Source organism: Spartinivicinus marinus, assembly GCF_026309355.1.
GTDB classification, from domain to species: domain Bacteria; phylum Pseudomonadota; class Gammaproteobacteria; order Pseudomonadales; family Zooshikellaceae; genus Spartinivicinus; species Spartinivicinus marinus.
On record NZ_JAPJZK010000001.1, the window covers coordinates 5,194,034 to 5,215,715 of the forward strand.

Sequence of the window (21,682 nt, forward strand, 5' to 3'; positions counted from 1 at the left end):
AAATGTCGTTTTTAAGCAAACAGGCTTATGTAGTGTATATGTTTCACCGCTAGACGAATTTATACCTAATTTCCGAAGAATTGAAATGGCTATTTGCGACACCCTTTTAGGGTATAACCATTGGAGGTGGGGCTGACTGTGGCAGTTGATTTATTAGTTTGATTGTCTTTGCGTATCATAAAAACCACTGGTGAGCTGTTCATATAAACGAGAATAGGTGCCATTTTGTTTAATGATCTTTAAGCCTTTATTAAATTGTTTGATCAGTTGTTTATTACCAGGTAGCTTTTTATTAATCATTAAAGAGTACTCACGGGTTTGAATAACTTTGGGGGCGCTGGTAATTAATGCATTTTGTTGTGGTGTATATTGAGTTCTCAAATAATACTGGCCAACCTGTTTTACTTGAGGTATTGCATCAATTCGTTTGCCGAGTAAGCGATTAAATAAGTCAAAATAATTGCCAGCACGCTCTAAACGCAAAATGCCTTTTTGCTCGGCATTTTCAAAGAAGGGATATGCCGTATGCCGAGTGCCACCAATCACTTGCCCTTTTAAGTCATCTACATGTTGCCATCCTTGCAGTGGGGTATTTTTCAAGTGGAACAACACTTCTTCATCTTTCACAACAGGGTCAGAATAGATAAAGTGATTGGCTCGATCAGAGGTATATACCCAAACCAATGTTCCATGCCAGGTTTGGTTGATACCTGTGCCAGCAAGTGCATAATGATAGGCGCGTGGCCAAGGAAAGAAACTATAATGCACTTTAATGCCAACACTAGAGAAGGCCTTACTGACAATATGGGAAGCAAAGCCATGATGAGGCAGTAACTGACCAAGATAAGGTGGCCATTCACCATTCGTTAAATTGATAGTTGTAATGGCGGTCTTTTCAGCAAAGCTTTGAGTCGAAAGTAACCATAGGGTTATAGTGTATATATAGGGCTTAAACATCATTGCCTGAACATTAGAAGTTTATACTTATGCTTTAAGTCTTAAGTCTAATCGTCTTTGGGGCAGCATATGAAATTCTGTACCAGCAAGTCGCTGTTGTTACTAATTGTATATACGTTAACTATCTTACCAATCTATATAATATATGTAGAAAGTGTTTTAAGTTGTGAGTTAACGATATTTGGTAACTCTAATAAACCTCCTAAATATTACCTAGATCAAGAGGGTAAGCCCCAAGGGATCTTAGTGGATATGATGGTTTATCTAGGTGAGCAAATGGATTGTAAATTTAACATTCGGCTTTACCCCTGGAAGCGAGCTTATAAATATGCGCTAGCAGGAGAAGGTGGAATCATAGGTTTTTCAAAGAACTCTCAGCGGCTCAAGCTATTTGATTACTCTGAGGTTATGTATTATGACGATATGATTTTGGTGACTACCCGACGAGGTAAATTTGATTATCAAACCATTAAAGATCTTCGCGGAAAAACCTTAAGTGTCACTTTGGGAGCAAGCTTTGGAGATGATTATGATAATGCTGTTGCTAGTAAGTTATTTAGTGTACGAGCAGCTCCCTTTCCAGAGGATAGATTATTGCAATTATTATCAGGCCAGGTCGATGTAGTGTTATTAGGGCCTGGCAAACTTGGCTTGCAAGCAGCAATTGCACGAAATAAAAAGCTGAATCAACAGCAAGATCAATTTGTCATTTTACCCAAGCCTTTTAAACGAGATCCTAATTTTTTAGGTATTGCAAAAACTTTGAACATGCAGCCATTTATTAAGCGCTTTAATCAAGCATTGCATGAAGGAGTTAGGTCAGGCAAGTTTGATGCAATTTTATTACACTATTTAACTGAGAAGTAATTTAACTGAAAAATAATGTTTGATCGAAAGCCTCTATCAGCTTGCAACTTCTGTACCTATTGTTTACCCCGTGTTTTTTACTATTACTTTAAATTAATAAATTACCAATTTTTTTCAATCTTATGATGTTTTTTTGTAAAGCAGTGCTAGACTTGAAATCAGCTTTAGTTTATGTACTTGCTGCTGAAGGGGTTTAACCATGAAAGCACTAATTGGTTTGATTTTTACTGTATTCGCTTTACCTATATGGGCAGACCCAACCCAAGGAATCACCTATATCACGGAAGAATTCCCACCCTATAATTTTAAAGGGGATGGCGGTGAAGCGGTTGGGATGAATAGCGATATACTCGTGGCTGTGCTGAAAAAAATGGGCAGTAGTCAGTCAAGAAAAGATATTAAAATACAACCTTGGGTGAGAGGCTATCGAACTACCCAGGAGCCAGGTAACTTAAATGTGCTCTATTCAACTACCCGCACTAAAAAAAGAGAGGACTTATTCAAGTGGGTAGGACCTCTTTCAAAAGGATCAAATGATTTAATCGTACTTAAAGGCAATCCAAAGAAAGTAATGATTAATGCTGATGAAGACTATAAAAAGTTTAAGTATGCAGCCATTCGTGATGATTTAGGTGAATTGCTACTAAAAGAACGGGGTGTCCCTAAAAAGAATATCTCTCAATCAACTAACTTTTTTGCCATGATCAAAAAACTGCAAGATGGTAAAGTCGATGCCATCTCATATAATGGCACAGTAGCCAAATGGTTGATAAAAAAAGAAGGGTTAAGTCCAGCCGACTTTGAAAGTGCCTTGTCTACTCCAATTGGTGAGCATTATTTTGCTTTCAACAAAACCATTGATGATGAAGTGGTAAAAGCCCATCAGAAAGCACTGGAAGAGGTGATGGCAGATACGGCTTTTGTTCAGTCTGTACAAGATAAGTATCTAAAATAATATGTCTATACAACACATGAAATGGGTTGTTATACAACGGTTAATACTGTCACTGAATGCCCTTAGCAATAAGGGCATTTATTTTTGTAAATGTTGTTAGAGATGACTAATTTAGTGATGAATGTTTAACTGGGTTGATGGATAGACTCAATATAAGTCATATGCTAGCACTAAAGGATAATAGATAAGATGGGTTAGGGTGGAAGTAAAGCAGTTATTAGTTTTGCTTGCAATAAACAGCATTTAAATAATACTATGGTATCTAATGGTACGTAAAAAGTACTGCCCATAAAATAACTCGCGACTGGTATAAACATAATAGCTATCAATATAAAGTGAGGGCGTAGTAAAATGGCAGTCAAGCTAAAACGACACAGTAGTTATGTCGCTATCTTTTTGAGTTTTTTGCTCTTGTTTTCTTCAATGCTCTCTGTAGCAGAAGTTACTCCCAATTTTAGAGTCATTTTACTGACTGAAAATTATCCTCCCTATAACATGAGTGTTGATGATAAGAACTTTGCCAGGGGGGATAATGTGGATGGACTGGCCACTGATATTGTTCGGGAAATGTTTAAGCGGGCTGGTGTTAAGTATTCGTTAAGCCTTCGTTTTCCTTGGAAACGAATTTTTGAACTAACTGTTCAAAAAAGACGATATGGACTTTTCTCTACATCTCGTACCCCAGAAAGGGAAGACTTATTTAAGTGGGTAGGGCCTATTGCTTCTAGCGACTGGGTGTTTATGACCTTGAAAAATAAACCCATCAAAATTAACAATCTGGATGAAGCGAGACCCTATCGGATAGGAGGGTATAAGGGGGATGCTAAAGCCAAATATCTAGAGTCACAAAACTTTAAGTTACACTTGTCCTTTAGAGATAATGAAAATATTAAAAAGCTTCAAGCAGGTAAAATAGACCTTTGGGCAACAGGTGATTTATCCGGCCGTTATTTAGCCGCTCAAGGAAATTTTAGAGACCTGAAAAAAGTATTTACCTTTAAGAAAAGCCAGCTGTATTTAGCCATGAATAAAGAAACACCTAATGCGATAATAGAAGCATTACAAAAGGCGTTAGATTCCATGGAACAGGATGGTACTAAAGAAAAAATTACCAATGATTATTTATAAGCATTATTGACCTATCGATCAGATTTTCTACCAAAGCAAGGATGCTTCAGCCCTTGGTCGTCATCTCACTCACTTTCAAGCCTACTTACCTCAAATAGCATTTACTACTATACGTCGGAAGCATTATAATCGTGAAATTTTCTTAACACGAAGTATAGTGACTGCATGAGTAAAGCAATTGTCTCTTGGAGCGGTGGTAAAGACAGCTGCCTAGCATTATACCAGGCATTAAGGCAAGGGTATGAGATTGTGGCTTTGTTGGTCATGATGAACGATAAAATGCCTTTTTCTCGGTCAAATGGGGCATCAAAAACGGTTTTGGTGAGTCAAGCTAAGGCAATAGACATTCCCATTCACTTTGTATACTCCTCTTGGACTGATTATGAGACTTCTCTTCTTGCTGGCCTGAAAGAATTAAAACAACAATATCAAGCAGAAGCTTGTATTTTTGGTGATATTGATATTATCGAACATAGGAAGTTTGAAGAAAAAGTCGTCAAGGCAGCAGGTATGACTGCTCACCTACCATTATGGGAGCAAACCCGAGCAGTTGTATCAAATGCTATTATCGCTTCAGGCATTAAAGCCAAAATATCCGTAGTAAGAACCACTGTAATGCCAAATAGTTTTTTAGGTGAAGATTACCACCTACTGCCGTTTAACCAGCTTGAAGCAATGAATATTGATGTGTGCGGTGAAAATGGGGAGTTTCACACCATTGTGTATGATGCACCATTCTTTAGTAGGCCGATTGAGTTAGGGGTTAAGGAAAGGCATACGATTGGTGATGTGGAATTGTGTGAGTTTGTTGTCCTTAAAGGTGCCGCGAAAAAGGGTATTGGAGAATAAATATCAGGTAACAGGGTATTCTTCCACCGCTCTTAAGGCCATCCATGGCCTTAAGAGCTTTAGCTCGGTCTTCTACCAATCAATCCCCTGTTGGGCTTTAATTCCTGCATCAAAAGCATGCTTCACTGGTTTTATTTCACTTACTGTATCAGCCAATTCAATTAATGCTTTCGGGCAGCCACGGCCGGTGATTATAACCGACTGCTGTTTAGGCCGGTTTTGTAAGGCGGTAATGACTTCACTTTCATCCAAATAGCCATAACGGATCATATAAGTCAGTTCATCTAACAACACCAGTCGTAGTTCTGGATTAGTAAGCATGGCTTTGCCGGATTGCCAGACCGCCTGGGCGGCGGCGGTGTCTTTTGCTTTATCCTGAGTATCCCAGGTAAAGCCGGTGGCCATAACATGACATTCCACCCCATGCTGCTCCAGTAAATCCCTTTCTCCACAAGCCCAGGTGCCTTTAATAAACTGGATGACACCGGCTTTAAACCCATGGCCCACACAGCGGGCCACATTGCCAAAACCGGCGGTACTTTTACCTTTGCCATTACCCGTTAGCACAATAATAATGCCACGCTCTTCTGTTGCTTCAGCCACTTTTTGATCAATATGGGCTTTTTTCTTCGCCATTCGGGCTTGGTAGCGAGCTTTTTCTTCGTCGGTTTGAGTCATAATATACGGCGTTAGTGGTTAGTTAGGTCGATAAATCAAGGATATTAACGTATTGATTCCATCTTCTTCAAAGCCTTTATTGGTTTCGTAATCTTTATCAAAGATATTATTGATTTTCCATTGCAGGGTAATGTCGTCTGACAGTTTATATGACTGTAATAAGTTGACAGTACCAAAGCCAGGTAAATCGTCTCTGCTATTAAAACTAGCATTGTGCCGTTTACCTTGTAAAAACCATTCAACACCTAAGGTATAGCGATTCCAGGTTTTATTAAGACTCATATTGACTAATTGTTTGCTGCGGGCGCGTAGGGTAGAGTCAGTGTCTTTATCCTTGGGATCAAGTAAGGTCAAACTGGTTGTATAGTTCCAGCCTAATAGCTCAGTAGTTAGTTCAGCTTCAATGCCATGAATTTCTGCTTGATTAACATTCTCTCGTATGAATCCACTACTAGGAAATGGTTTGTTAATAATTAAATCTTCTATCTGAGTTTCAAATATTCCTACTCGCCACCTTCCGGATTGAGAAAAGCCTTTTAACGCTAGCTCATAGTGTTTGGCCTGCTCAGGTTTTAGGTTTGGGTTACTGCGGTAGAAAGTGTCTTGAGAATATAAATCATTAAAATTTGGAGCGGCAAAAGACTCGCCATAACTGGCAATAACTTGTAAATCATCATTAATCCAATAACCATAGGAAAACTGTTTACTAGTGTGATGACCAAATTGCTCGTTATCTTCATGACGTAGACCAATGATAATGTCGTGATTGCCGTAGGTTATTTGGTCTTGAATAAAATAGGCATGATTATAACGGGAGCGTTTTGTTAGACTAGTACTACCTACAATATGGTCATCAATGTACTCATAACCTGTTGTTAATAAATGGTGCTCATTAAGCTTCCAGTTAAGCTGAGCAACACGAGAATAGCTTTTAATATCTAATTGTGAGGGAAAGCTGTTATCTTCATTTAAAAAGTCGGCAAAATCTTTTGATTGACTAACCCCTAGTTTTAGATCTAAGGAATCATTAAATTGATGGGTAAGCTCGGTGCCAATAGTTTGTATGGTAAACTCAGTAAACTGGTTATTCTGACCACCGAAGTCAAGCTCAGTTTCTCCTTTATTCTGAAACAAGTAGGCTGAGAGTGAGGTTTTTTCTGAAAAATTATGTTTTAAGTAGGCATTAATACTGTTATTCCGATAACCATCATTCTCTTTTCGAGAGTCGTCTGTTCTTCTATTAAACCCTTCTGTATTGTGATAACCCAGTTTTAAACTATAAAAAGTATCTTCAATTTTACCGCTAATGCCGCCAGCATATTTTTCAGTTTTATGGGAGCCTCGGGTGATTTTTAACTCAGGGGCTAAGGTTTTGTCCGTATCCTTGCGGGTAATAATATTAATCACTGCGCCCATGGCGGCTGCACCATAAATAGCGGCTTTAGGACCACGAACAATTTCCACTCGCTCAACTGAATCCAGGTCAATTAAGCTAATTTGGCCTTGTCCACTAGTAGGCTGATTAATTCGTATACCATCAATCAGTACTAAAGTGTGTCTAGTTGCCGTGCCGCGGCTAAAAATTCTTGTCGTAGAACCAGTGCCTCCCGATTGTTGTACATCCAACCCAGGTACCCGTTTAAGCAATTCCGGTAAATCCTGTGCCTGGCTTTTTTCGATGGCCTCACGGGTAAATAACGTAACGGGGGCCAGGCTGTTGGCGACTGTGGTGGGGGTAAGGGTGGGGGTGACTACAATTTCATCCAGTACGACAGGTGCTTCATTAGCGGCAATAGCCTGTCCAGCAATGAATAAACTGACAAACAGTGGCTTGGGGGTAAAGTGTGGCATTGTTAAAACTCAAAACCTTATGGTGTAACAGCTTAGTTATTGGTTTTGAGAGGGATCAGGAAGTAAACAACATTTAGTGATCTTTTTATCAATTACAAGTCGTTTATTCCCCTGGTGGAGCCCTCCGCATGACCAGGTTTTAATAGGTTTAATCTATTGTCTATTTGTTGGCCGGTATCGGGCTTATAGTAATTTGTCTTTTAACAGGGGCATAAATGCGTATTAACAAGACAAATGACTACTTACCGTTGCGGGGGCAGCGTTGGCTTTACACCAATCTTCCCGTTTAACCCAGTAATATCACTTCTCAACGCTCTCGTTAGATGGGGTTCTGAAGCGGCAGAAGAATACCCTATTACTCCATCTGCTACTTAGTATCACTAGGCACCAACAAACCGGTGACTGTAAGTTGGGGAGTTGGTTGAGTCAAATTAATCAAATTCAAGTAGGTGTTGAAAAAAATTCATATTAAAAACTGGCGAATCACTCAATGAATGCAGGATAATTAAAATTATCAGCTAACTTATTGATTTTATTGAAACTAATGGAAATTCAAAATACAAATGACAATACGTTTTGGTTGCGTTTCGCTAGTGCAGCCTCAGTGATTACGGCAGTGATTTTGATCCTGGTGAAAGCCGTTGCTTGGTTTTTTACCGGGTCGGTCAGTTTACTGGCATCATTGGTTGATTCTGTGCTGGATGGCCTAGCTTCAGTGATTAATTGGGTAGCTATTCGTTATTCACTGAAGCCGGCAGATAAAGAGCATCGATTTGGTCATGGCAAAGCAGAATCATTAGCGGGCTTGGTGCAAGCAGCCTTTATTTTAGTGTCTGGCATATTTTTGGTGTTAAATGCCATTCATCACCTTAAGCGACAGTTTGTGCTTGAATCTGAATGGTTGGGGATTGGGGTTATTGTATTCGCTATTCTAGCTACTTTGGGGTTATTAACCATTCAGTACACCGCCATAAAAAAAACAGGCTCTGTAGCAATAAAAGCAGACTCACTTCATTATCGGGCAGACTTATTAAGCAATACGGCAGTATTAGTTGCTCTAGGGTTAACCGCCTGGGGCTGGCCACAAGCGGATGCACTCATTGCTATAGGTATTGCAGGGTATATGGTCTACAGTGCTCGGGACATATTAATTGAAGCCATTAATTTACTGATGGATCATGAGTTACCAGATGTGACTCGCCAGCAAATTACTCAATTAATATTGCAGGTAGAGGGAGTCAAAGGGGTGCATCAGTTAAGAACGCGCCGCTCTGGCATGACGCCGATTATTCAGCTACACCTGGAGCTAGATAAACATTTAACGTTAGAAGCTGCCCATCAAATTTCTGATCAGGTGGATGCTGCTATTTTAAATCAATTTCCTGATGCGGATATTCTTATTCACCAAGATCCTGTTTAACCCGGTATTCACTAGGTGATAATCCTGTCCATTGTTTAAAGCGGCGACGAAATGACCGAACATCATGAAAGCCCACGGCATGTGCGGTTTGTTCAATGGTCGATTGAGTATTGGTCAGAATTTGCTTCGCTGTGACTAGTCGAACCTTATCAAGTAGTGCTTGATAATGCGTGTTTTTTTGTTGCAATCGCCTTTGTAAGGTGCGTGCTGAGATACCTAATTGCGCGGCTACTTCTGCTGGTTTAGGAATATTAGGCATCATTTGTTGGATAGTGGCCGACACCTGTTGGCTGATATCCTGGCTGTTTAATTGACTGATTAATTGATTGGCATGTTGTTCTAGGGTTTGTAGTAACCCAGGGTCGGCTTGGCGCAACGGTACTTGTAAATGTTCATGGGAAATCCACACGGCATTTTGCTGGGCCTGAAATACAACTGGGCACTGAAATATTTGTTGGTATTCCGCTTGAGCTGACAGATTAGGGGCTGCACGGGTTAGCTCAATTTTTTGTGGGTTTTCATTTCTATCAGTAATCCAACGTCCATAATTCACCCAAGAGGCCAAACAGTGATCAACCATATGTTGGTGTACTAATGGGTCGGTAAACTGGCAGTGCCAGTTTAAAACCAGTCCTTTTGCATTTGGCTTCAATTGGGAGCATCCCATATCCCCCACCAACGCTTCATAACGTTGAATTCTATTAACGGCTTCAGCCAGCGTAGCGCAATTCATGGCGATATACCCCAGCACATGGTAGGAACCAGGCTGAACAAATTGCGCTGCGTGCAGGCCAAACAAGGGGTCATTACTCAGTTGAATAAACTGGTGTAACAGTTTTTCCATCGCCGCTAACGATACCCTTGAGCTGCTAGACGATAACTGATTTGGATTAATACCTGCTTGTTTGGCCAATGGTTCAACAGCTAGGCCATAATGCTCTGCCAGCTTAATAAATTGGCTTAAGGCTGCGGTTGAGGTTGATCCGATAGTACTTGTCATAAACAGTGTTCTGGCATGTCAGGATTAGCCCCTTAAATCGGCGTTAATGGTCAGTGACGTTGGCAATACAAACGTTAGTATAAAATAGGAACACTCAAGAATTAACTTGAATTTTTATCACTAATCCATCCCGCCTGGCCGTGCTGCAAACGCTTGACATAGGCCCAAAAAGGAGCAGGTTGATGACAATACGCCGCTGGAACAGTTGGGGCTGGGAAACAGTCAGCTACCCTTTGCCTGAACAGGCAACTCATTTTTTAATGGATCAATTAGGGGGAGCAACCCCGCTACCGGCTGCTTCATTAACGGATGTCCTTGCTAGTGTGCCTGAAACCAGGCTTGAAGCACATCCTTTGGTTGACTGCTCCGCTGAGGTACGGGTTAACCATAGTCGGGGCCAGAGCCTGGCAGACTGGCTAGCATTAAAGTCTGGGCAGTTAGGTGTAATACCCGATGGAGTGGCTATGCCCACGACCAGTGAGCAAGTGGCAGAGTTATTACAATGGGCAAAGCAGCATCAATATAAAATTATCCCTTATGGTGGCGGTACTTCAGTGGCTGGCCACATCACTCCCCAGGCTGCAGAACAGCCTATCCTGACGTTAAGCCTAGCTCGGCTCAACCAGCTGATTAATGTTGATAAAGATAGCCTTCTAGCTACCATCGGTGCAGGTGCCACAGGCCCACAAGTAGAAGCACAACTGCAAAGCCAGGGTTATACCTTGGGGCATTTCCCCCAATCATTTGAGTTTTCTACCTTAGGTGGCTGGATCGCGACCCGTTCCAGTGGTCAGCAGTCGCTCTACTATGGACGTATAGAACAATTATTTGCAGGCGGAAGAGTAGAAACGCTTGAGGGCGCTTTAAATATCCCCGCTTTTCCTGCATCTGCGGCTGGGCCGGATTTACGAGAGTGGGTATTGGGCTCCGAAGGGCGAATTGGCGTTATTACTGAAGCGATTATGCGGGTGTCACCTTGTCCTTCATATGAGTCTTTCCGGGTAGTGGTATTACCCAGCTGGGAGCAAGCGATAGCACTGCTCAAAAAGCTCGTGCGGTTGCGGTTAGGGTTATCCATGTTGCGCTTAAGTGACGGGGTAGAAACTGATACTCACCTGCAGCTGGCTGGCCATCCTCGTTCGATTAATGCCCTGCGTTGGTATTTGCAAAAGCGTGGCTGTGGGCAAGGGATGTGTATGCTGACAGTGGGTTTTACTGGGCAACAAAAAAGTCAGTATCAAAACAAAATTAAATTATGTAAACAGCTGGTCGCGCAACATAAAGGAGTCAGTACTGGGGAGTGGCTAGGGAAAAAATGGGCTGCTGGGCGGTTTCGTTTACCTTATTTAAGAGAGGCATTATGGCAGCGTGGTTTTTTAGTCGATACAGTGGAAACAGCTATTGCCTGGTCGCAAATTAATTTATTGAAGGAACAACTAGAAAATGCTGTGGCTAATGCCCTGGTGGATGAAGGGGAAAAAACTTGGGTGTTTACTCATATTTCTCACTGTTACCCGCAAGGGGCCAGTTTATATACCACATTTTTATTCCGTCAGGCGGATAATTACACAACAACTTATGCACGTTGGCAGAAGTTAAAACAAGCCGCTTGTGAGGCCATTGTTAAAGTCGGGGGAACCATTAGCCACCATCATGGTGTGGGAAAAGATCATGCTCCTTATTTAAAGGCTGAAAAAGGTGAACTAGGCATTCAGCAAATAAAAAACTGGCTAATAAATTTTGATCCCAATCAACAATTAAATCCGGGCACTTTACTACCAAATCCTTTATTACCGAGCACATTAACACCTGATTCAGACCAAGAAGACATAAGTCGTTTATCACAAGATGAACCAACAGATAATCAGCTGAGTGTACATCATGATGCCTGTCAGCAAATGGCTTGAAACAAAATCAATTACCCGGCAACAGCGGTGGCATCAGCTGCAACATCATCAATCGATTGAGGTGGCCGTTATTGGTGGCGGTATTACGGGAGCCGCTATTTTTCGCGAGTTAGCGCGATATGGTGTTAAAGTGGTGCTATTTGAGCAAGGGGATTTTGCCTCAGGCACATCTAGTCGCTCATCCAAATTAATTCATGGTGGCTTACGTTATTTAGGCAAAGGACAGCTTTCGCTGGCTTTTCAGTCTATTCGTGCCAGACAATGGCTTAAACAACAACTGCCGGGTTTAGTTGAGCCACTGCATTTTATGATTCCCCATTATCAGGGGAATTTTCCAGGCCAGCATAGCTTTGGCTGGCTATTAAAAATTTATGACTCCCTAGCGAAAGAGTCTCAGGCATATTCGCTAAGTGCCCATCAAGTATTGACCAGACAACCACTGGTCAATTTACAAGGCTTGCAAGGTGGCTCTGTTTTTACCGATTGTATTAGTGATGATGCACGATTAGTGATGCGATTAATGACTGAAGGGGAGGCGGATGGAGGCATTGCTCTCAATTATACCAAAGTGACATCCATCCAACAGGGAAGAGGAGGGGTTACCCTTGAAGTCCAGGATGCTGTGTCTAAACAGTCTACTTCACTTGCCGTAAAAGCGGTCGCTAATGCAGTTGGGGCTTGGGTTAATGGTCATGATTATCAGCAGCCTTCACTTTATCGGATAAGACCCTTGCGTGGTAGCCATGTATTAATCCCTGGTTGGCGGTTACCAGTGAGTGGTGCGCTGAGTTTTTTTCATCCTGAAGACAGGCGACCTATTTTTATTATTCCCTGGCAGGGGGCCACGGTAATTGGTACCACCGATGTGGATCATACAGCACCTTTAACCAATGATTTGGCAATCACTAGCAGTGAAATTGACTATTTATTATCGGCTTGTAATCAATTATTACCTGAGCTTCAATTAACTCATTATGATATTCAAGCCAGTTGGTCGGGGGTGCGACCAGTGCTGGCAGGTAAGGATAAAGATGCCCCCTCTGCGTTAAGTCGAGAACATGTTTTGTGGCGTCGGGGAGCGATAGTGAATGTCACAGGTGGTAAGCTAACGACATTTAAGTCTATTGCTGAACAAGCCTTGGCTCTGTTAAGAGAGAGTGTGCAATTACCTGTCTCTCCCGTTAATCCTCATTGGTTTCGTCAAGTAACAAGACAGCCTTTGTTGCCTTTTACTCAGCTGTCTTTTACTACTCAACAGCGCTTATACGGCACTTATGGTACTTGGTTAAGTCTATGGCCATTGCAAAATAAGCGATCTCTACAACAATTTGCTCCAGCCCCCACACTTTATGCCGAGCTTGAATGGATTTTGCAACAGGAGCAGGTGGTACATTTAGATGATTTATTATTGCGTCGCACCCGCATCGGGTTATTATGCCCGTTGGGGGGAAGTCACTGGTTATCCGAATTAAAGCCATTATGTTGTCAGTGGCTAGGCTGGAATGAAGCTAAATGGCAGGCTGAAGTTGACCGCTATCTAACTATCTGGCAACAGTCTTATAGTCATCCTGAGTTGTTAGCGGAAGTAGCTTGAAATATAAAAACGTATCTTTAATTCCCACTTCCTCATGCCGTCCCCCCCTTTGAAAAAGGGGGGGCTAGGGGGGATTTAAAATTGTTAAGTTTTTATTCTGCCTTAAATGTAAAAAACAGCGGGTTGTTTGGGGTGCTTTGAGTTGGTTTTCATGAAATTTCCCCTTTTTAACGAGTTTACGGTAAAAGGGTGTTGAAAGTAATTTGAGTGTTTGATACGAAGTAACAGGATATTCTTCCTCCGCTCTTGAAGTGCCGTCCCTGGCCCATCAAGAGCTAAAAAGGCATCCATGCCTTAGCTACAGAATACCCTATTACCCCATATCTACTAGCTTTTTGATAGCCTGATAGGTAGGAGGGAGTAATGATTTGCTCCGAAAAAACCTCGTTTGAGGAGAAAAAACTAAAAGTAGTTTGCTGATTGACCTAGGAGATTAGTTATTACTCAAGATCCATTAATTCTGGCCATTGATAATGGTACCCAAAGTGTACGTGCTTTGGTGTTTAACCTGGCTGGACAGTTGCAGTATAAAACCAAAATACCTTTACAGCCGTATTTTTCTCCTAAACCAGGCTGGGCAGAGCAGCAACCGGAATATTATTGGCAGTCTGTCGTGGCAGCATGCCAGCAATTATGGCAGCTAGATTCCAGTATTAAACAACGCTTGGCTGGGGTAACGGTGACGACCCAGCGGGGCACTGTGATTGCCATGAATAAACAGGGGCGCCCGTTACGTCCAGCGATTTTATGGCTAGACCAACGGCGAGCTGAATTACGTGGCAAGGTACCTCAACCCTGGCGTCTGTTATTTGCCGGGTTAGGATTAAATTCAACGGTTAATTACTTTCGGTCAAAAGCACAAGCTAATTGGTTAGTTCAGTATGAGCCTGAGTTATGGGAGCAAACCGATAAATTTTTATTATTATCAGGCTATTTAAATTATCAGCTCACAGGTGAATGGGTAGATTCAATTGGCTCTATGGTGGGCTATTTGCCCTTTGATTATAAAAGGCTGGCCTGGGCCAGGCCCAAAGACTGGAAGTGGATGTGCAGTGGTGTAGCACCTGAGCAATTACCACGACTGGTGGCACCTACTACTATTATGGGGCAGATTACTCAGCAAGCAGCGGAACAAACAGGGATTCCTGCTGGTTTACCCGTTATTGCTTCTGCCTCTGATAAAGCCTGTGAAGTATTAGGCTCGGGGGGTATAACCCCAGATATTGGTTGTTTAAGTTATGGCACTACCGCTACCATTAATACGACAAATGCTAAGTACATTGAACCTATACGGTTTATTCCTCCTTACCCTGCAGCAGTACCCACAGCTTATAATACGGAAGTGATGATTTATCGTGGCTACTGGATGGTCAGCTGGTTTAAAGAACAGTTTGGCTTAAAAGAACAACAGTTGGCGGAAGTACAGGGTACCGAACCAGAAACATTATTTGATGAACTAGTTGAGTCAGTTCCGGCCGGTTCTATGGGGCTAATGCTGCAACCTTACTGGTCTCCTGGTTTAAAAGAACCGGCTGCTAAAGGCGCTATTTTAGGTTTTGGTGATGTGCATACTCGCGCCCATATGTATCGAGCCATTTTAGAAGGGCTGACTTATGCCCTAAGAGAAGGTAAAGAAACTATCGAGCGCCGAGCTAAAACCCCCATTACACAACTACGGGTGTCCGGTGGTGGTGCCCAAAGCCAGGCCGCCATGCAAATCACCGCCGATATTTTTAATATGCCTGCAGTCAGGCCCCATACCTTTGAAACCTCTGGGCTAGGAGCTGCCATCGACGCAGCCGTTGGCTTAAAATTACATTCCACAATCGAAACTGCAGTACAACAGATGGTACATACAGGCGATGTATTTGAGCCAATTAAGGAAAATGCTGACCGGTATAATGCCCTGTATAATGAAGTCTATTTAAAAATGTACCGACAGCTTAAACCTTTTTACCAAACCATCAGAAAAATCACTGGCTACCCAGAGTAGACCCTAACGCGGTATACCTTTTCTGATCAGGATCATTTCACTTCCTTTATAGCAGCATTTCAACGGCCGTACTCCTAGTTAGGGGCGATGTTGTCCTTCACTTTTAGTGAGAATTTGTTAACAATATCCGCTAAGCAATTCATCGAAAGCATACAGCAGGTTGTGTGCTTTCAAATCAGTGTAGTGATGAAAAATATAAGCTGCAAAGAAGTGTGTGGTTACTAAAATTGGGTGTGCTCAAGGGCGGTAGCGTAGCAAATTGTATTGAAGGGGCTTGTCTAACAATATGTTGTATTTTACGAGTAAGGATGGTGTGCACTTTGAGTGTTGAAGAAAACGGATTTGAGATCCATCCTGGCTTTCTAGACAATGATTCAATAAATAAAATCATTGATGAAATTGAAGCTTTAGATTCTGATTTTCCAAAGCATGGAATTCGTAATGCAGAGAAAAAATTAGCCTCTGTCAAAAAACTCGTTGACTCAAACTTACTTCGAAACAAAGCTGAAAGCTACTTATCAGGCAATCCTGAAGTGGTTCGAGTTATGGTCTTTGATAAAACCCCCGATAAAAACTGGCTTGTCACTTGGCATCAAGATAAGACAATTTCAGTAAATGATAAGAAAGCAATACCCGGTTGGGGGCCATGGACCTTAAAGGATGGCATTAATCATGTTCAGCCAAATTTGAAAGTTTTAGAAGATATGGTGACTTTCCGCATACATCTTGATGATGCAAATGAGAGTAATGGTTGCTTAAAGGTTATTCCCAAAAGCCATAGCTTGGGCATTCTTAGTAAAAATGAACAAGATCGAGTGGTGAGAGAGTCAGAAGAATATACCTGTCTAGCAAAGCCTGGAGATTTATTAATCATGAGGCCTCTGTTACTTCACTCTTCAAGTAAAGGGACAACACCGCATCATCGCCGTATTGTTCATATTGAGTACAGCGGCTTTAAGTTACCACAGGGCTTAACATGGGCTTAAACACCTGGGGTCAAGTCTTGTTTTGCCATATTAGTTAGTTTTCCGGAAACTATAATGGATATAACTAACCTAGAGAAAAGACTGAGTTTATCGGTTCCACCTGAATATTCAGAAATACTATATTCTGGGAAAATGCCTACTGGATTTGATGTCAAAACACTGTGTGTACTTAATCTCGAATTATGGTCAAACTTGAATGAGTCAGAAATAAAGAATAGGTTCTTTTTGTCAGGCGATGGTTGTGGAAACTACTATTTTGTAGAAACAAATCGAGATGCTGAGGTTTTTCTTCTTTCCCACGATCCAGTGGGCATAGAAAAGACTGGTATGGTGTTGGACCAATTCCTTAAGAATGCTGTGCAAGAGTGTCCAATCATGCAAGATCTGGAACAAGGAGAGTTAGCGATCTGTCGGACAGATATTCCAGGTGAGTCAATACTAAACCCAATAATGTTAGATGAATGGTTACAAGCTATCGAAAACGTTCAAGGTATTAATCACCTTGGATATCGAGAAGGCAAAAATCCCTTTACTGGAGAAGTACACCGATTTGATATTCCTGGTTATGCAGTAGCTGAAACGAGTGAATACAGCTTATGCTTGGGAAGAGTACTTACAATGGAGTCTATTGGTAACAATGAACTAGCTTTTAAACTTGCTGAAGAATTAGAAGCTAATTTAATTAAAGGTAAAAGCTAACTATTGAGCCTCAGGTTAGGTACAACAATAGTTGTTGAATAATTGGGTTCCAGTAAACTGCAGCAAGTTGTGGTGAGACCAGAGCAAAATATAAACATGAGTGGTGCTGAAAGTTCACCCTCTAACCAGTCACTAAACCTGGATTGCCATAAGCTCAGCTACTTCACGCTCCACTTTTGGCAACCAGTTAGCATTTGTCTTTATATTTCAGTAGGAATTATCTAAATGAGTCACCTGGAGTTTACAATTGTGATAAAGATTAAAAGTGATGACCCTTCTGTTGCTGAATTAAAGATGATTCGAAAATTTGATGAGACAGTTGCCGAAGTACCAGTAGCAAAACACCTGGGGTCAAGTCTTGTTTTGCCATATAATTGAAATTTTACTATCTTCAATTAACCATGGTTAAGCTCTTTTGAGTAGAGGTTAAGTGGCAAAGCAAGACCTGACCCCAATTAATTTTGACCCTAATTAATTTCTTTTATGTTGAATCACTCAGTCATGGTCCTTGTGCGTTATGAAAAACTGTGCTGTTTTCTTAGCTATATAACACCTACTGATATTATGAAATATCTACTATCATTTTTAGTTCTCACTTTTTCAGTAATTTTGAATGTCATTTTTTTGCCTTTCAGAATGCTGCTATCTTTATTTGGAGTTTTTTCTCGATCACCAAAAGGCTCTTATACAGAAGGCAAAGATGTCATAAAAATGCGTTGTGAAGGGGATGTTTTAAATGTGAACTGCGATTCTCTAAATGAGGAAGAACAGGCAGAGTTCCGAGCGGTGATAACAGCGGGAATGGATTTTCCAAGATATGATGGAAAAGTGAAGCACGCTTATGAGTTAAAATATGTTAAAAATTCCAAAACTTGTCCCCGATGCCAACTAGAAGTTCGACAATATTATGCAAATTTTATTTATGCAACTCAGGTTGCACCACGAGTTATGTTTGCACCAGCGGGTTTTTTCTGTATAGAATGTCCAACGGTAATTATTGATCATGAAATGATAAAAAAAGGCGTTGCCAAAGAATTTCAACTTCAGGGAGTTGTTGGAATTGATTATGATACACAGAGGCAACCAGACATATTCCAGACTTGGAATGGTAACGAAACCATTCATATTGTTGACGAAGGTCAAAAAATACCTGGATTAAGCATGGCCCAAATCAAGTCGCATTCGCATAGTAATAAAAAAGAAAAAAGTCAGAGAAGAAAACATATAGCAAAACAAAAACAATCGAGAAGAAAAAACCGAAGAAAAAATTAAATGAGAGAAAGTGCTTAACAATATACATAAAAAGGAAGATTTACAGTGATAAAAGGAAGTTGTTGTTGTGGGACGGTTAAGTTTGAGTTAACCGAAATGTCTAGTATGATGGGTACGTGCCATTGCACCAGATGCCGAAAAGTTGGCGCAAGCACTCTCGTATTTGTCAAAGCTGAAGCGTTTCGGATAACTCAGGGTCGTGATCAAATATCCACGTATTATGCTGAGCCTCCCTATAATTACGATAGGTGTTTTTGCTCGATATGCGGCACTGCACTTGGAGAGATTTTGTCAAAAGAAGAATCATTTCCTTTGGCGGTCAATTGCATAGATGGGGATATTGAGCTGGAAAATAAATTTCACGAGCTTGTTTCAGAGAAACCGGACTGGCTCAAAATTGGCGATTCAGCAAAACAATTCGATGAGCATCCGTTCGAGTCGTAAGTTAAATGTATAACAATGCGCCCCACACTGACACACTAAAGCACTGCTTAAAAAGCAGTAATCCTTTAGTGTGCAGGTGAGCTTAGCGTTAGCTTGAGCAAATCGAAACTTGATGAAAACAAAACAATGAGTAAAGTAGAGTTTAATGTAATACTGAGAAATCCAGTTTATCCGGTAATAATCATTTCCGTCGATCGACTGTATTCAGCCTTCAATATTAATCAGCTAGCAGAAAATTGCTTGAAGTCTATTCCTGCTGAAAAAAGTGAGATTATTAAGGCCATTGATTCTACTGGTAAGGAATTCTGGTATTCAGCAAGTAGACACACAATCTCTCCTGGCTTTTCATTTAAAAAAACAACTAAAAAACAAATAATTGAAATGTATAACAAAAGCCAAGGCGTTAATAAATCCGACCTAGAATATTCTGTAAAATCATTATCAAACAAGAGATTAGATAGAATTATTATAGAAATTTGTGAAAGGCTGAAAGCGATTTAACAATGGAATAAAAGTTCAAAAGCGTGATGGGCATCTAACTAGCGGTATGGCTTTTCACTCGACAAAAAATTGAATTTAGAAAAGACAACCAGATATATATTATTGAACAATAGAAACATCGCGTACTCAAAATGTTAATTTATTCTCATTGTTATACAGTCATCAATTCATAGTTATATTGCAGTTGTATATAAAGGAAACATCAGTGAAGTCAGTAATATTTATTTTCCTTGCTGTTTTTAGTTATCTTGCGAACGCTGATAAGGCGTTTGAGATTCCAAGAAGCGAAGTAATTGAGCTTCAGGAACCTACAATTAAAAGGGTTTACCCCTTATTTGTTAAGCTTCCCCGTTCCTACAATTCAAGTGCTGACAAAAAATACCCTGTAATTTATTTAATGGATGCATGGTACAGCTTTCAAATCGTCTCAGGGGCAACACGTTTTCCAATGAATAGAGGGGGAATGGAAGAGGCTATTATTGTGGGAATTTCATATTCAAAAGGATCAACGGATAATTCGAGTAGAGTTAGAGACTATACACCAGTTAAGGATGAAGGTTGGAAGCGAGAAACAGGCAATGCTAATGGATATTCAAAATTTATTAAAGAAGTTGTTTTCCCTTATATAGAAAATAACTACCGAGCAGCCCCATCACGACGTACTTTTGTGGGAAACTCGTTAGGTGGTTTACTGGGTGCCTATATTTTGTTTAATTCCCCAGACATGTTTGATAGCTATATTATTGGCAGCCCTTCTGTTTGGTATAAAAATAACTACATATTGTCGCAACCAATGAAAATGCCCCGTACCCCAGTTAAGGTTTATTTATCAGTTGGTAGTTTAGAAATGCCAACATTTGGTGCGAGAAATGATATGGTCGCGGGAGCTAAAGCCCTAGCAATAAAGCTTAATAAACAGCTTAAAAGTAGAGTTGATCTTAAGCTGTCTATAATCAAAGATGCAAGCCATGCAACAGCATTTCCAACGACAGCAATACAGGGTTTAGATTGGATTTATGGTAAGAAATGAAAAAATTAGCAACCCTAACCGTTGACGAGGTATAAATCTTTTAGGCTTTGCATTGATGGAAGTTAGAGAAAAGCTTAGGGGATAAATTTCATAACAAAGCTATCCAGCTAATAATATTAAGGATAGTTTTTAATATTTATCTACCCTGAATTTTGTCAGTTATAACCTAATAGAGATCATATGCAATTAGTTCCTTTTACATCAGTAAGCTATTCTTTATTGATAGAATGGATTGACAATGCAGAACTAAATTACCTTTGGGGTGGGCCTGTATATGTTTTCCCTTTATCAATTGAGCAAATTGACGCTCATCTTTCAAAAGCAGGTGTGTACCCATTTTTATTTAAAGTTGACTCTAAAGAAGTTGGTTTCATTGAGTTGGTGAAAGAGTCAGAGGAGTGTGTACGTCTGTGTCGTATTTTCATTGCCCCAGCTTTTCGAGGCTTAGGTTACGCTTCTCACCTGATTAAGTTAGCAATCGAGTATGCAAAGGGTGAGCTGAAAGCTCGTGAAATTACTTTAGCTGTTTTTGCTCATAATCACTCAGCAGTGAAATGCTATCAATCACTTGGATTTAACACTTACGAAGTTGATGAAAACTCACGACAGTTTCATGCTCAAAAGTGGTCTCTTTTAAAAATGAAACTCGGGATTATAACGAAATAATCAAGCCAATATTTTACATTTTTCAGTACTCTCTATGTGGCAATATTAGAGGTTACCTTTATAGTATAGGCAATCAGTCGGGTGGCCGTGTTTTTCTATTTCTAAACACAGATGACTTTTGGCGTGATTATCATCGAATGGTATCTGCGGGGGTAAATTTTGTAAGGCCTCCAACAGAGCAAGCATATGGTTTAGTGGCAGTTTTCGAAGATCTTTACGGAAATCTGTGGGACTTATTGCAACTGAACCCCAGTCATCCAATAGCTGAGAGGGAATAATAGACGCTTTAAGAGCGAACGCAAAAAATATGGCTTACGCTCGTTCCTTGCTTAACTCATTTAGTAAAACATAAGGAGTATAAAATGATAAAAGAAGAGGATTCAAGGCCACCACTTCCACCGTTTAACTTAGAGACCGCTACTCAAAAAGTACGGATGGCAGAAAATGCCTGGAATAGTCGAGACCCTAAAAAAGTATCTCAATCCTATACTAACGCAAGTGTCTGGAGAAATAGATCAGAGTTTATTTCTGGTCGTGATCAAATAGTGGAATTCCTTACTAAGAAGTGGAATAGAGAACTTGAGTATAGATTAGTGAAGGAACTTTGGGTATATAATGAAAACCGTATCGCTGTTAGATTTGCATATGAATGGCATGATGATTCTGGAAATTGGTTTAGGTCGTATGGTAATGAGAATTGGCAGTTTGATAAATTTGGGCTTATGGAGCACCGAATTGCTAGTATTAATGATCTTCCAATAGCAATTAGTGAACGTAAATTGCATTGGCCGTTAGGCATGAGGCCACTTGGTCATCCAGGTTTAAGTGAGATGGGGTTGTAAAAATAGGTTTAGGTAGCTGTCATTAATCAGGTAATTAATTGGT

At 40.6% G+C, this 21,682-nt stretch carries 21 protein-coding genes, 1 pseudogene and 1 riboswitch; of the genes and pseudogenes, 18 read left to right on the plus strand and 4 right to left on the minus strand.

The genetic code is table 11. The features are described 5' to 3' along the window. Positions 1–153: 153 nt before the first annotated feature. Positions 154–960, minus strand: a complete 807-nt coding sequence (locus OQE68_RS23330; protein ID WP_180569767.1) for a substrate-binding periplasmic protein — start codon at positions 958–960, stop codon at positions 154–156. Between the two features lie 66 nt (positions 961–1,026). Here OQE68_RS23330 and OQE68_RS23335 point away from each other — a divergent pair, with 66 nt between their 5' ends. From OQE68_RS23335 to OQE68_RS23350, 4 genes are all read left to right on the plus strand, one after another. Next, complete coding sequence (locus OQE68_RS23335; protein ID WP_180569768.1) at positions 1,027–1,824, plus strand: substrate-binding periplasmic protein; 798 nt, start codon at positions 1,027–1,029, stop codon at positions 1,822–1,824. A gap of 199 nt (positions 1,825–2,023) precedes the next feature. Further along, on the plus strand, positions 2,024–2,779 hold the full coding sequence (locus OQE68_RS23340) for a substrate-binding periplasmic protein (protein WP_180569769.1): 756 nt from the start codon (positions 2,024–2,026) through the stop codon (positions 2,777–2,779). A 351-nt stretch (positions 2,780–3,130) separates the two neighbouring features. Beyond that, the gene (locus OQE68_RS23345; protein ID WP_180569770.1) at positions 3,131–3,907 is read left to right on the plus strand and encodes a substrate-binding periplasmic protein; all 777 of its coding nucleotides are present in this window, start codon (positions 3,131–3,133) and stop codon (positions 3,905–3,907) included. 165 nt (positions 3,908–4,072) lie between these two features. Beyond that, a complete protein-coding gene (locus OQE68_RS23350; RefSeq protein ID WP_180569771.1) occupies positions 4,073–4,756 on the plus strand; it encodes a Dph6-related ATP pyrophosphatase in 684 nt (227 codons plus the stop codon). 72 nt (positions 4,757–4,828) lie between these two features. Here OQE68_RS23350 and cobO read toward each other — a convergent pair whose 3' ends face one another. Together cobO and OQE68_RS23360 are read right to left on the minus strand one after the other, a co-directional pair. After that, positions 4,829–5,434, minus strand: a complete 606-nt coding sequence (gene cobO, locus OQE68_RS23355; RefSeq protein ID WP_180569772.1) for a cob(I)yrinic acid a,c-diamide adenosyltransferase — start codon at positions 5,432–5,434, stop codon at positions 4,829–4,831. 18 nt (positions 5,435–5,452) lie between these two features. Continuing rightward, positions 5,453–7,285 (minus strand): TonB-dependent receptor domain-containing protein, encoded by a 1,833-nt coding sequence (locus OQE68_RS23360; RefSeq protein ID WP_180569773.1) that lies wholly within the window; start codon positions 7,283–7,285, stop codon positions 5,453–5,455. A 152-nt stretch (positions 7,286–7,437) separates the two neighbouring features. Further along, a riboswitch (cobalamin riboswitch) is annotated at positions 7,438–7,617 on the minus strand. A 212-nt stretch (positions 7,618–7,829) separates the two neighbouring features. Between OQE68_RS23360 and OQE68_RS23365 the strand changes: the two genes are divergently transcribed. Then, positions 7,830–8,705 (plus strand): cation diffusion facilitator family transporter, encoded by an 876-nt coding sequence (locus OQE68_RS23365; protein ID WP_180569774.1) that lies wholly within the window; start codon positions 7,830–7,832, stop codon positions 8,703–8,705. Here OQE68_RS23365 and OQE68_RS23370 read toward each other — a convergent pair. Beyond that, positions 8,683–9,705, minus strand: a complete 1,023-nt coding sequence (locus OQE68_RS23370; RefSeq protein WP_180569775.1) for an AraC family transcriptional regulator — start codon at positions 9,703–9,705, stop codon at positions 8,683–8,685. The genes OQE68_RS23365 and OQE68_RS23370 overlap by 23 nt on opposite strands. A 182-nt stretch (positions 9,706–9,887) precedes the next feature. Between OQE68_RS23370 and OQE68_RS23375 the strand changes: the two genes are divergently transcribed. The 13 genes and pseudogenes from OQE68_RS23375 (at position 9,888) to OQE68_RS23435 (ending at position 21,639) form a co-directional block, all read left to right on the plus strand. After that, positions 9,888–11,612: an FAD-binding oxidoreductase gene (locus OQE68_RS23375; protein WP_219340111.1), complete on the plus strand. Its 1,725-nt coding sequence runs from the start codon at positions 9,888–9,890 to the stop codon at positions 11,610–11,612. Continuing rightward, positions 11,587–13,206, plus strand: a complete 1,620-nt coding sequence (locus tag OQE68_RS23380; RefSeq protein ID WP_180569776.1) for a glycerol-3-phosphate dehydrogenase/oxidase — start codon at positions 11,587–11,589, stop codon at positions 13,204–13,206. Before OQE68_RS23375 ends, OQE68_RS23380 begins: the two co-directional genes overlap by 26 nt. Positions 13,207–13,672: 466 nt before the next feature. Further along, positions 13,673–15,199 carry an FGGY-family carbohydrate kinase gene (locus OQE68_RS23385; RefSeq protein ID WP_353618567.1) on the plus strand — a complete coding sequence of 509 codons (1,527 nt, stop codon included), beginning with the start codon at positions 13,673–13,675 and terminating at the stop codon, positions 15,197–15,199. A gap of 320 nt (positions 15,200–15,519) precedes the next feature. Next, the gene (locus OQE68_RS23390) at positions 15,520–16,185 is read left to right on the plus strand and encodes a phytanoyl-CoA dioxygenase family protein (protein ID WP_219340112.1); all 666 of its coding nucleotides are present in this window, start codon (positions 15,520–15,522) and stop codon (positions 16,183–16,185) included. Positions 16,186–16,239: 54 nt separating this feature from the next. Beyond that, on the plus strand, positions 16,240–16,884 hold the full coding sequence (locus OQE68_RS23395) for a hypothetical protein (RefSeq protein ID WP_180569778.1): 645 nt from the start codon (positions 16,240–16,242) through the stop codon (positions 16,882–16,884). A gap of 225 nt (positions 16,885–17,109) precedes the next feature. Next, entirely contained in the window at positions 17,110–17,262 is a 153-nt protein-coding gene (locus tag OQE68_RS23400; protein WP_180569779.1) for a hypothetical protein, read from the plus strand. A gap of 132 nt (positions 17,263–17,394) precedes the next feature. Next, a complete protein-coding gene (locus OQE68_RS23405; RefSeq protein WP_180569780.1) occupies positions 17,395–18,156 on the plus strand; it encodes a hypothetical protein in 762 nt (253 codons plus the stop codon). Between the two features lie 45 nt (positions 18,157–18,201). Continuing rightward, positions 18,202–18,600, plus strand: a complete 399-nt coding sequence (locus OQE68_RS23410) for a GFA family protein (protein ID WP_180569781.1) — start codon at positions 18,202–18,204, stop codon at positions 18,598–18,600. A gap of 93 nt (positions 18,601–18,693) precedes the next feature. Continuing rightward, positions 18,694–19,101: a hypothetical protein gene (locus tag OQE68_RS23415; RefSeq protein ID WP_219340114.1), complete on the plus strand. Its 408-nt coding sequence runs from the start codon at positions 18,694–18,696 to the stop codon at positions 19,099–19,101. Positions 19,102–19,306: 205 nt separating this feature from the next. Then, complete coding sequence (locus OQE68_RS23420) at positions 19,307–20,131, plus strand: alpha/beta hydrolase (RefSeq protein ID WP_266195805.1); 825 nt, start codon at positions 19,307–19,309, stop codon at positions 20,129–20,131. Positions 20,132–20,311: 180 nt separating this feature from the next. After that, positions 20,312–20,797 (plus strand): GNAT family N-acetyltransferase, encoded by a 486-nt coding sequence (locus tag OQE68_RS23425; protein ID WP_180569784.1) that lies wholly within the window; start codon positions 20,312–20,314, stop codon positions 20,795–20,797. A 65-nt stretch (positions 20,798–20,862) separates the two neighbouring features. Further along, positions 20,863–21,075, plus strand: a pseudogene (locus OQE68_RS30655) (VOC family protein); the annotation flags it as partial. Between the two features lie 84 nt (positions 21,076–21,159). Beyond that, positions 21,160–21,639 carry a nuclear transport factor 2 family protein gene (locus OQE68_RS23435; protein ID WP_180569785.1) on the plus strand — a complete coding sequence of 160 codons (480 nt, stop codon included), beginning with the start codon at positions 21,160–21,162 and terminating at the stop codon, positions 21,637–21,639. Positions 21,640–21,682: the final 43 nt, after the last annotated feature.

Excerpts from the sequence above, each read along its gene's own strand:
- OQE68_RS23360 (WP_180569773.1), bottom strand. The coding sequence starts at position 7,285 with ATGCCACACTTTACCCCCAAGCCACTGTTTGTCAGTTTATTCATTGCT.
- OQE68_RS23350 (WP_180569771.1), top strand. The coding sequence starts at position 4,073 with ATGAGTAAAGCAATTGTCTCTTGGAGCGGTGGTAAAGACAGCTGCCTA.
- OQE68_RS23375 (WP_219340111.1), top strand. The coding sequence starts at position 9,888 with ATGACAATACGCCGCTGGAACAGTTGGGGCTGGGAAACAGTCAGCTAC.
- OQE68_RS23365 (WP_180569774.1), top strand. The coding sequence starts at position 7,830 with ATGGAAATTCAAAATACAAATGACAATACGTTTTGGTTGCGTTTCGCT.
- OQE68_RS23425 (WP_180569784.1), top strand. The coding sequence starts at position 20,312 with ATGCAATTAGTTCCTTTTACATCAGTAAGCTATTCTTTATTGATAGAA.
- OQE68_RS23395 (WP_180569778.1), top strand. The coding sequence starts at position 16,240 with ATGGATATAACTAACCTAGAGAAAAGACTGAGTTTATCGGTTCCACCT.
- OQE68_RS23400 (WP_180569779.1), top strand. The coding sequence starts at position 17,110 with ATGAGTCACCTGGAGTTTACAATTGTGATAAAGATTAAAAGTGATGAC.
- OQE68_RS23340 (WP_180569769.1), top strand. The coding sequence starts at position 2,024 with ATGAAAGCACTAATTGGTTTGATTTTTACTGTATTCGCTTTACCTATA.
- OQE68_RS23380 (WP_180569776.1), top strand. The coding sequence starts at position 11,587 with ATGATGCCTGTCAGCAAATGGCTTGAAACAAAATCAATTACCCGGCAA.
- OQE68_RS23335 (WP_180569768.1), top strand. The coding sequence starts at position 1,027 with ATGAAATTCTGTACCAGCAAGTCGCTGTTGTTACTAATTGTATATACG.
- OQE68_RS23345 (WP_180569770.1), top strand. The coding sequence starts at position 3,131 with ATGGCAGTCAAGCTAAAACGACACAGTAGTTATGTCGCTATCTTTTTG.
- cobO (WP_180569772.1), bottom strand. The coding sequence starts at position 5,434 with ATGACTCAAACCGACGAAGAAAAAGCTCGCTACCAAGCCCGAATGGCG.
- OQE68_RS23330 (WP_180569767.1), bottom strand. The coding sequence starts at position 960 with ATGATGTTTAAGCCCTATATATACACTATAACCCTATGGTTACTTTCG.
- OQE68_RS23370 (WP_180569775.1), bottom strand. The coding sequence starts at position 9,705 with ATGACAAGTACTATCGGATCAACCTCAACCGCAGCCTTAAGCCAATTT.
- OQE68_RS23435 (WP_180569785.1), top strand. The coding sequence starts at position 21,160 with ATGATAAAAGAAGAGGATTCAAGGCCACCACTTCCACCGTTTAACTTA.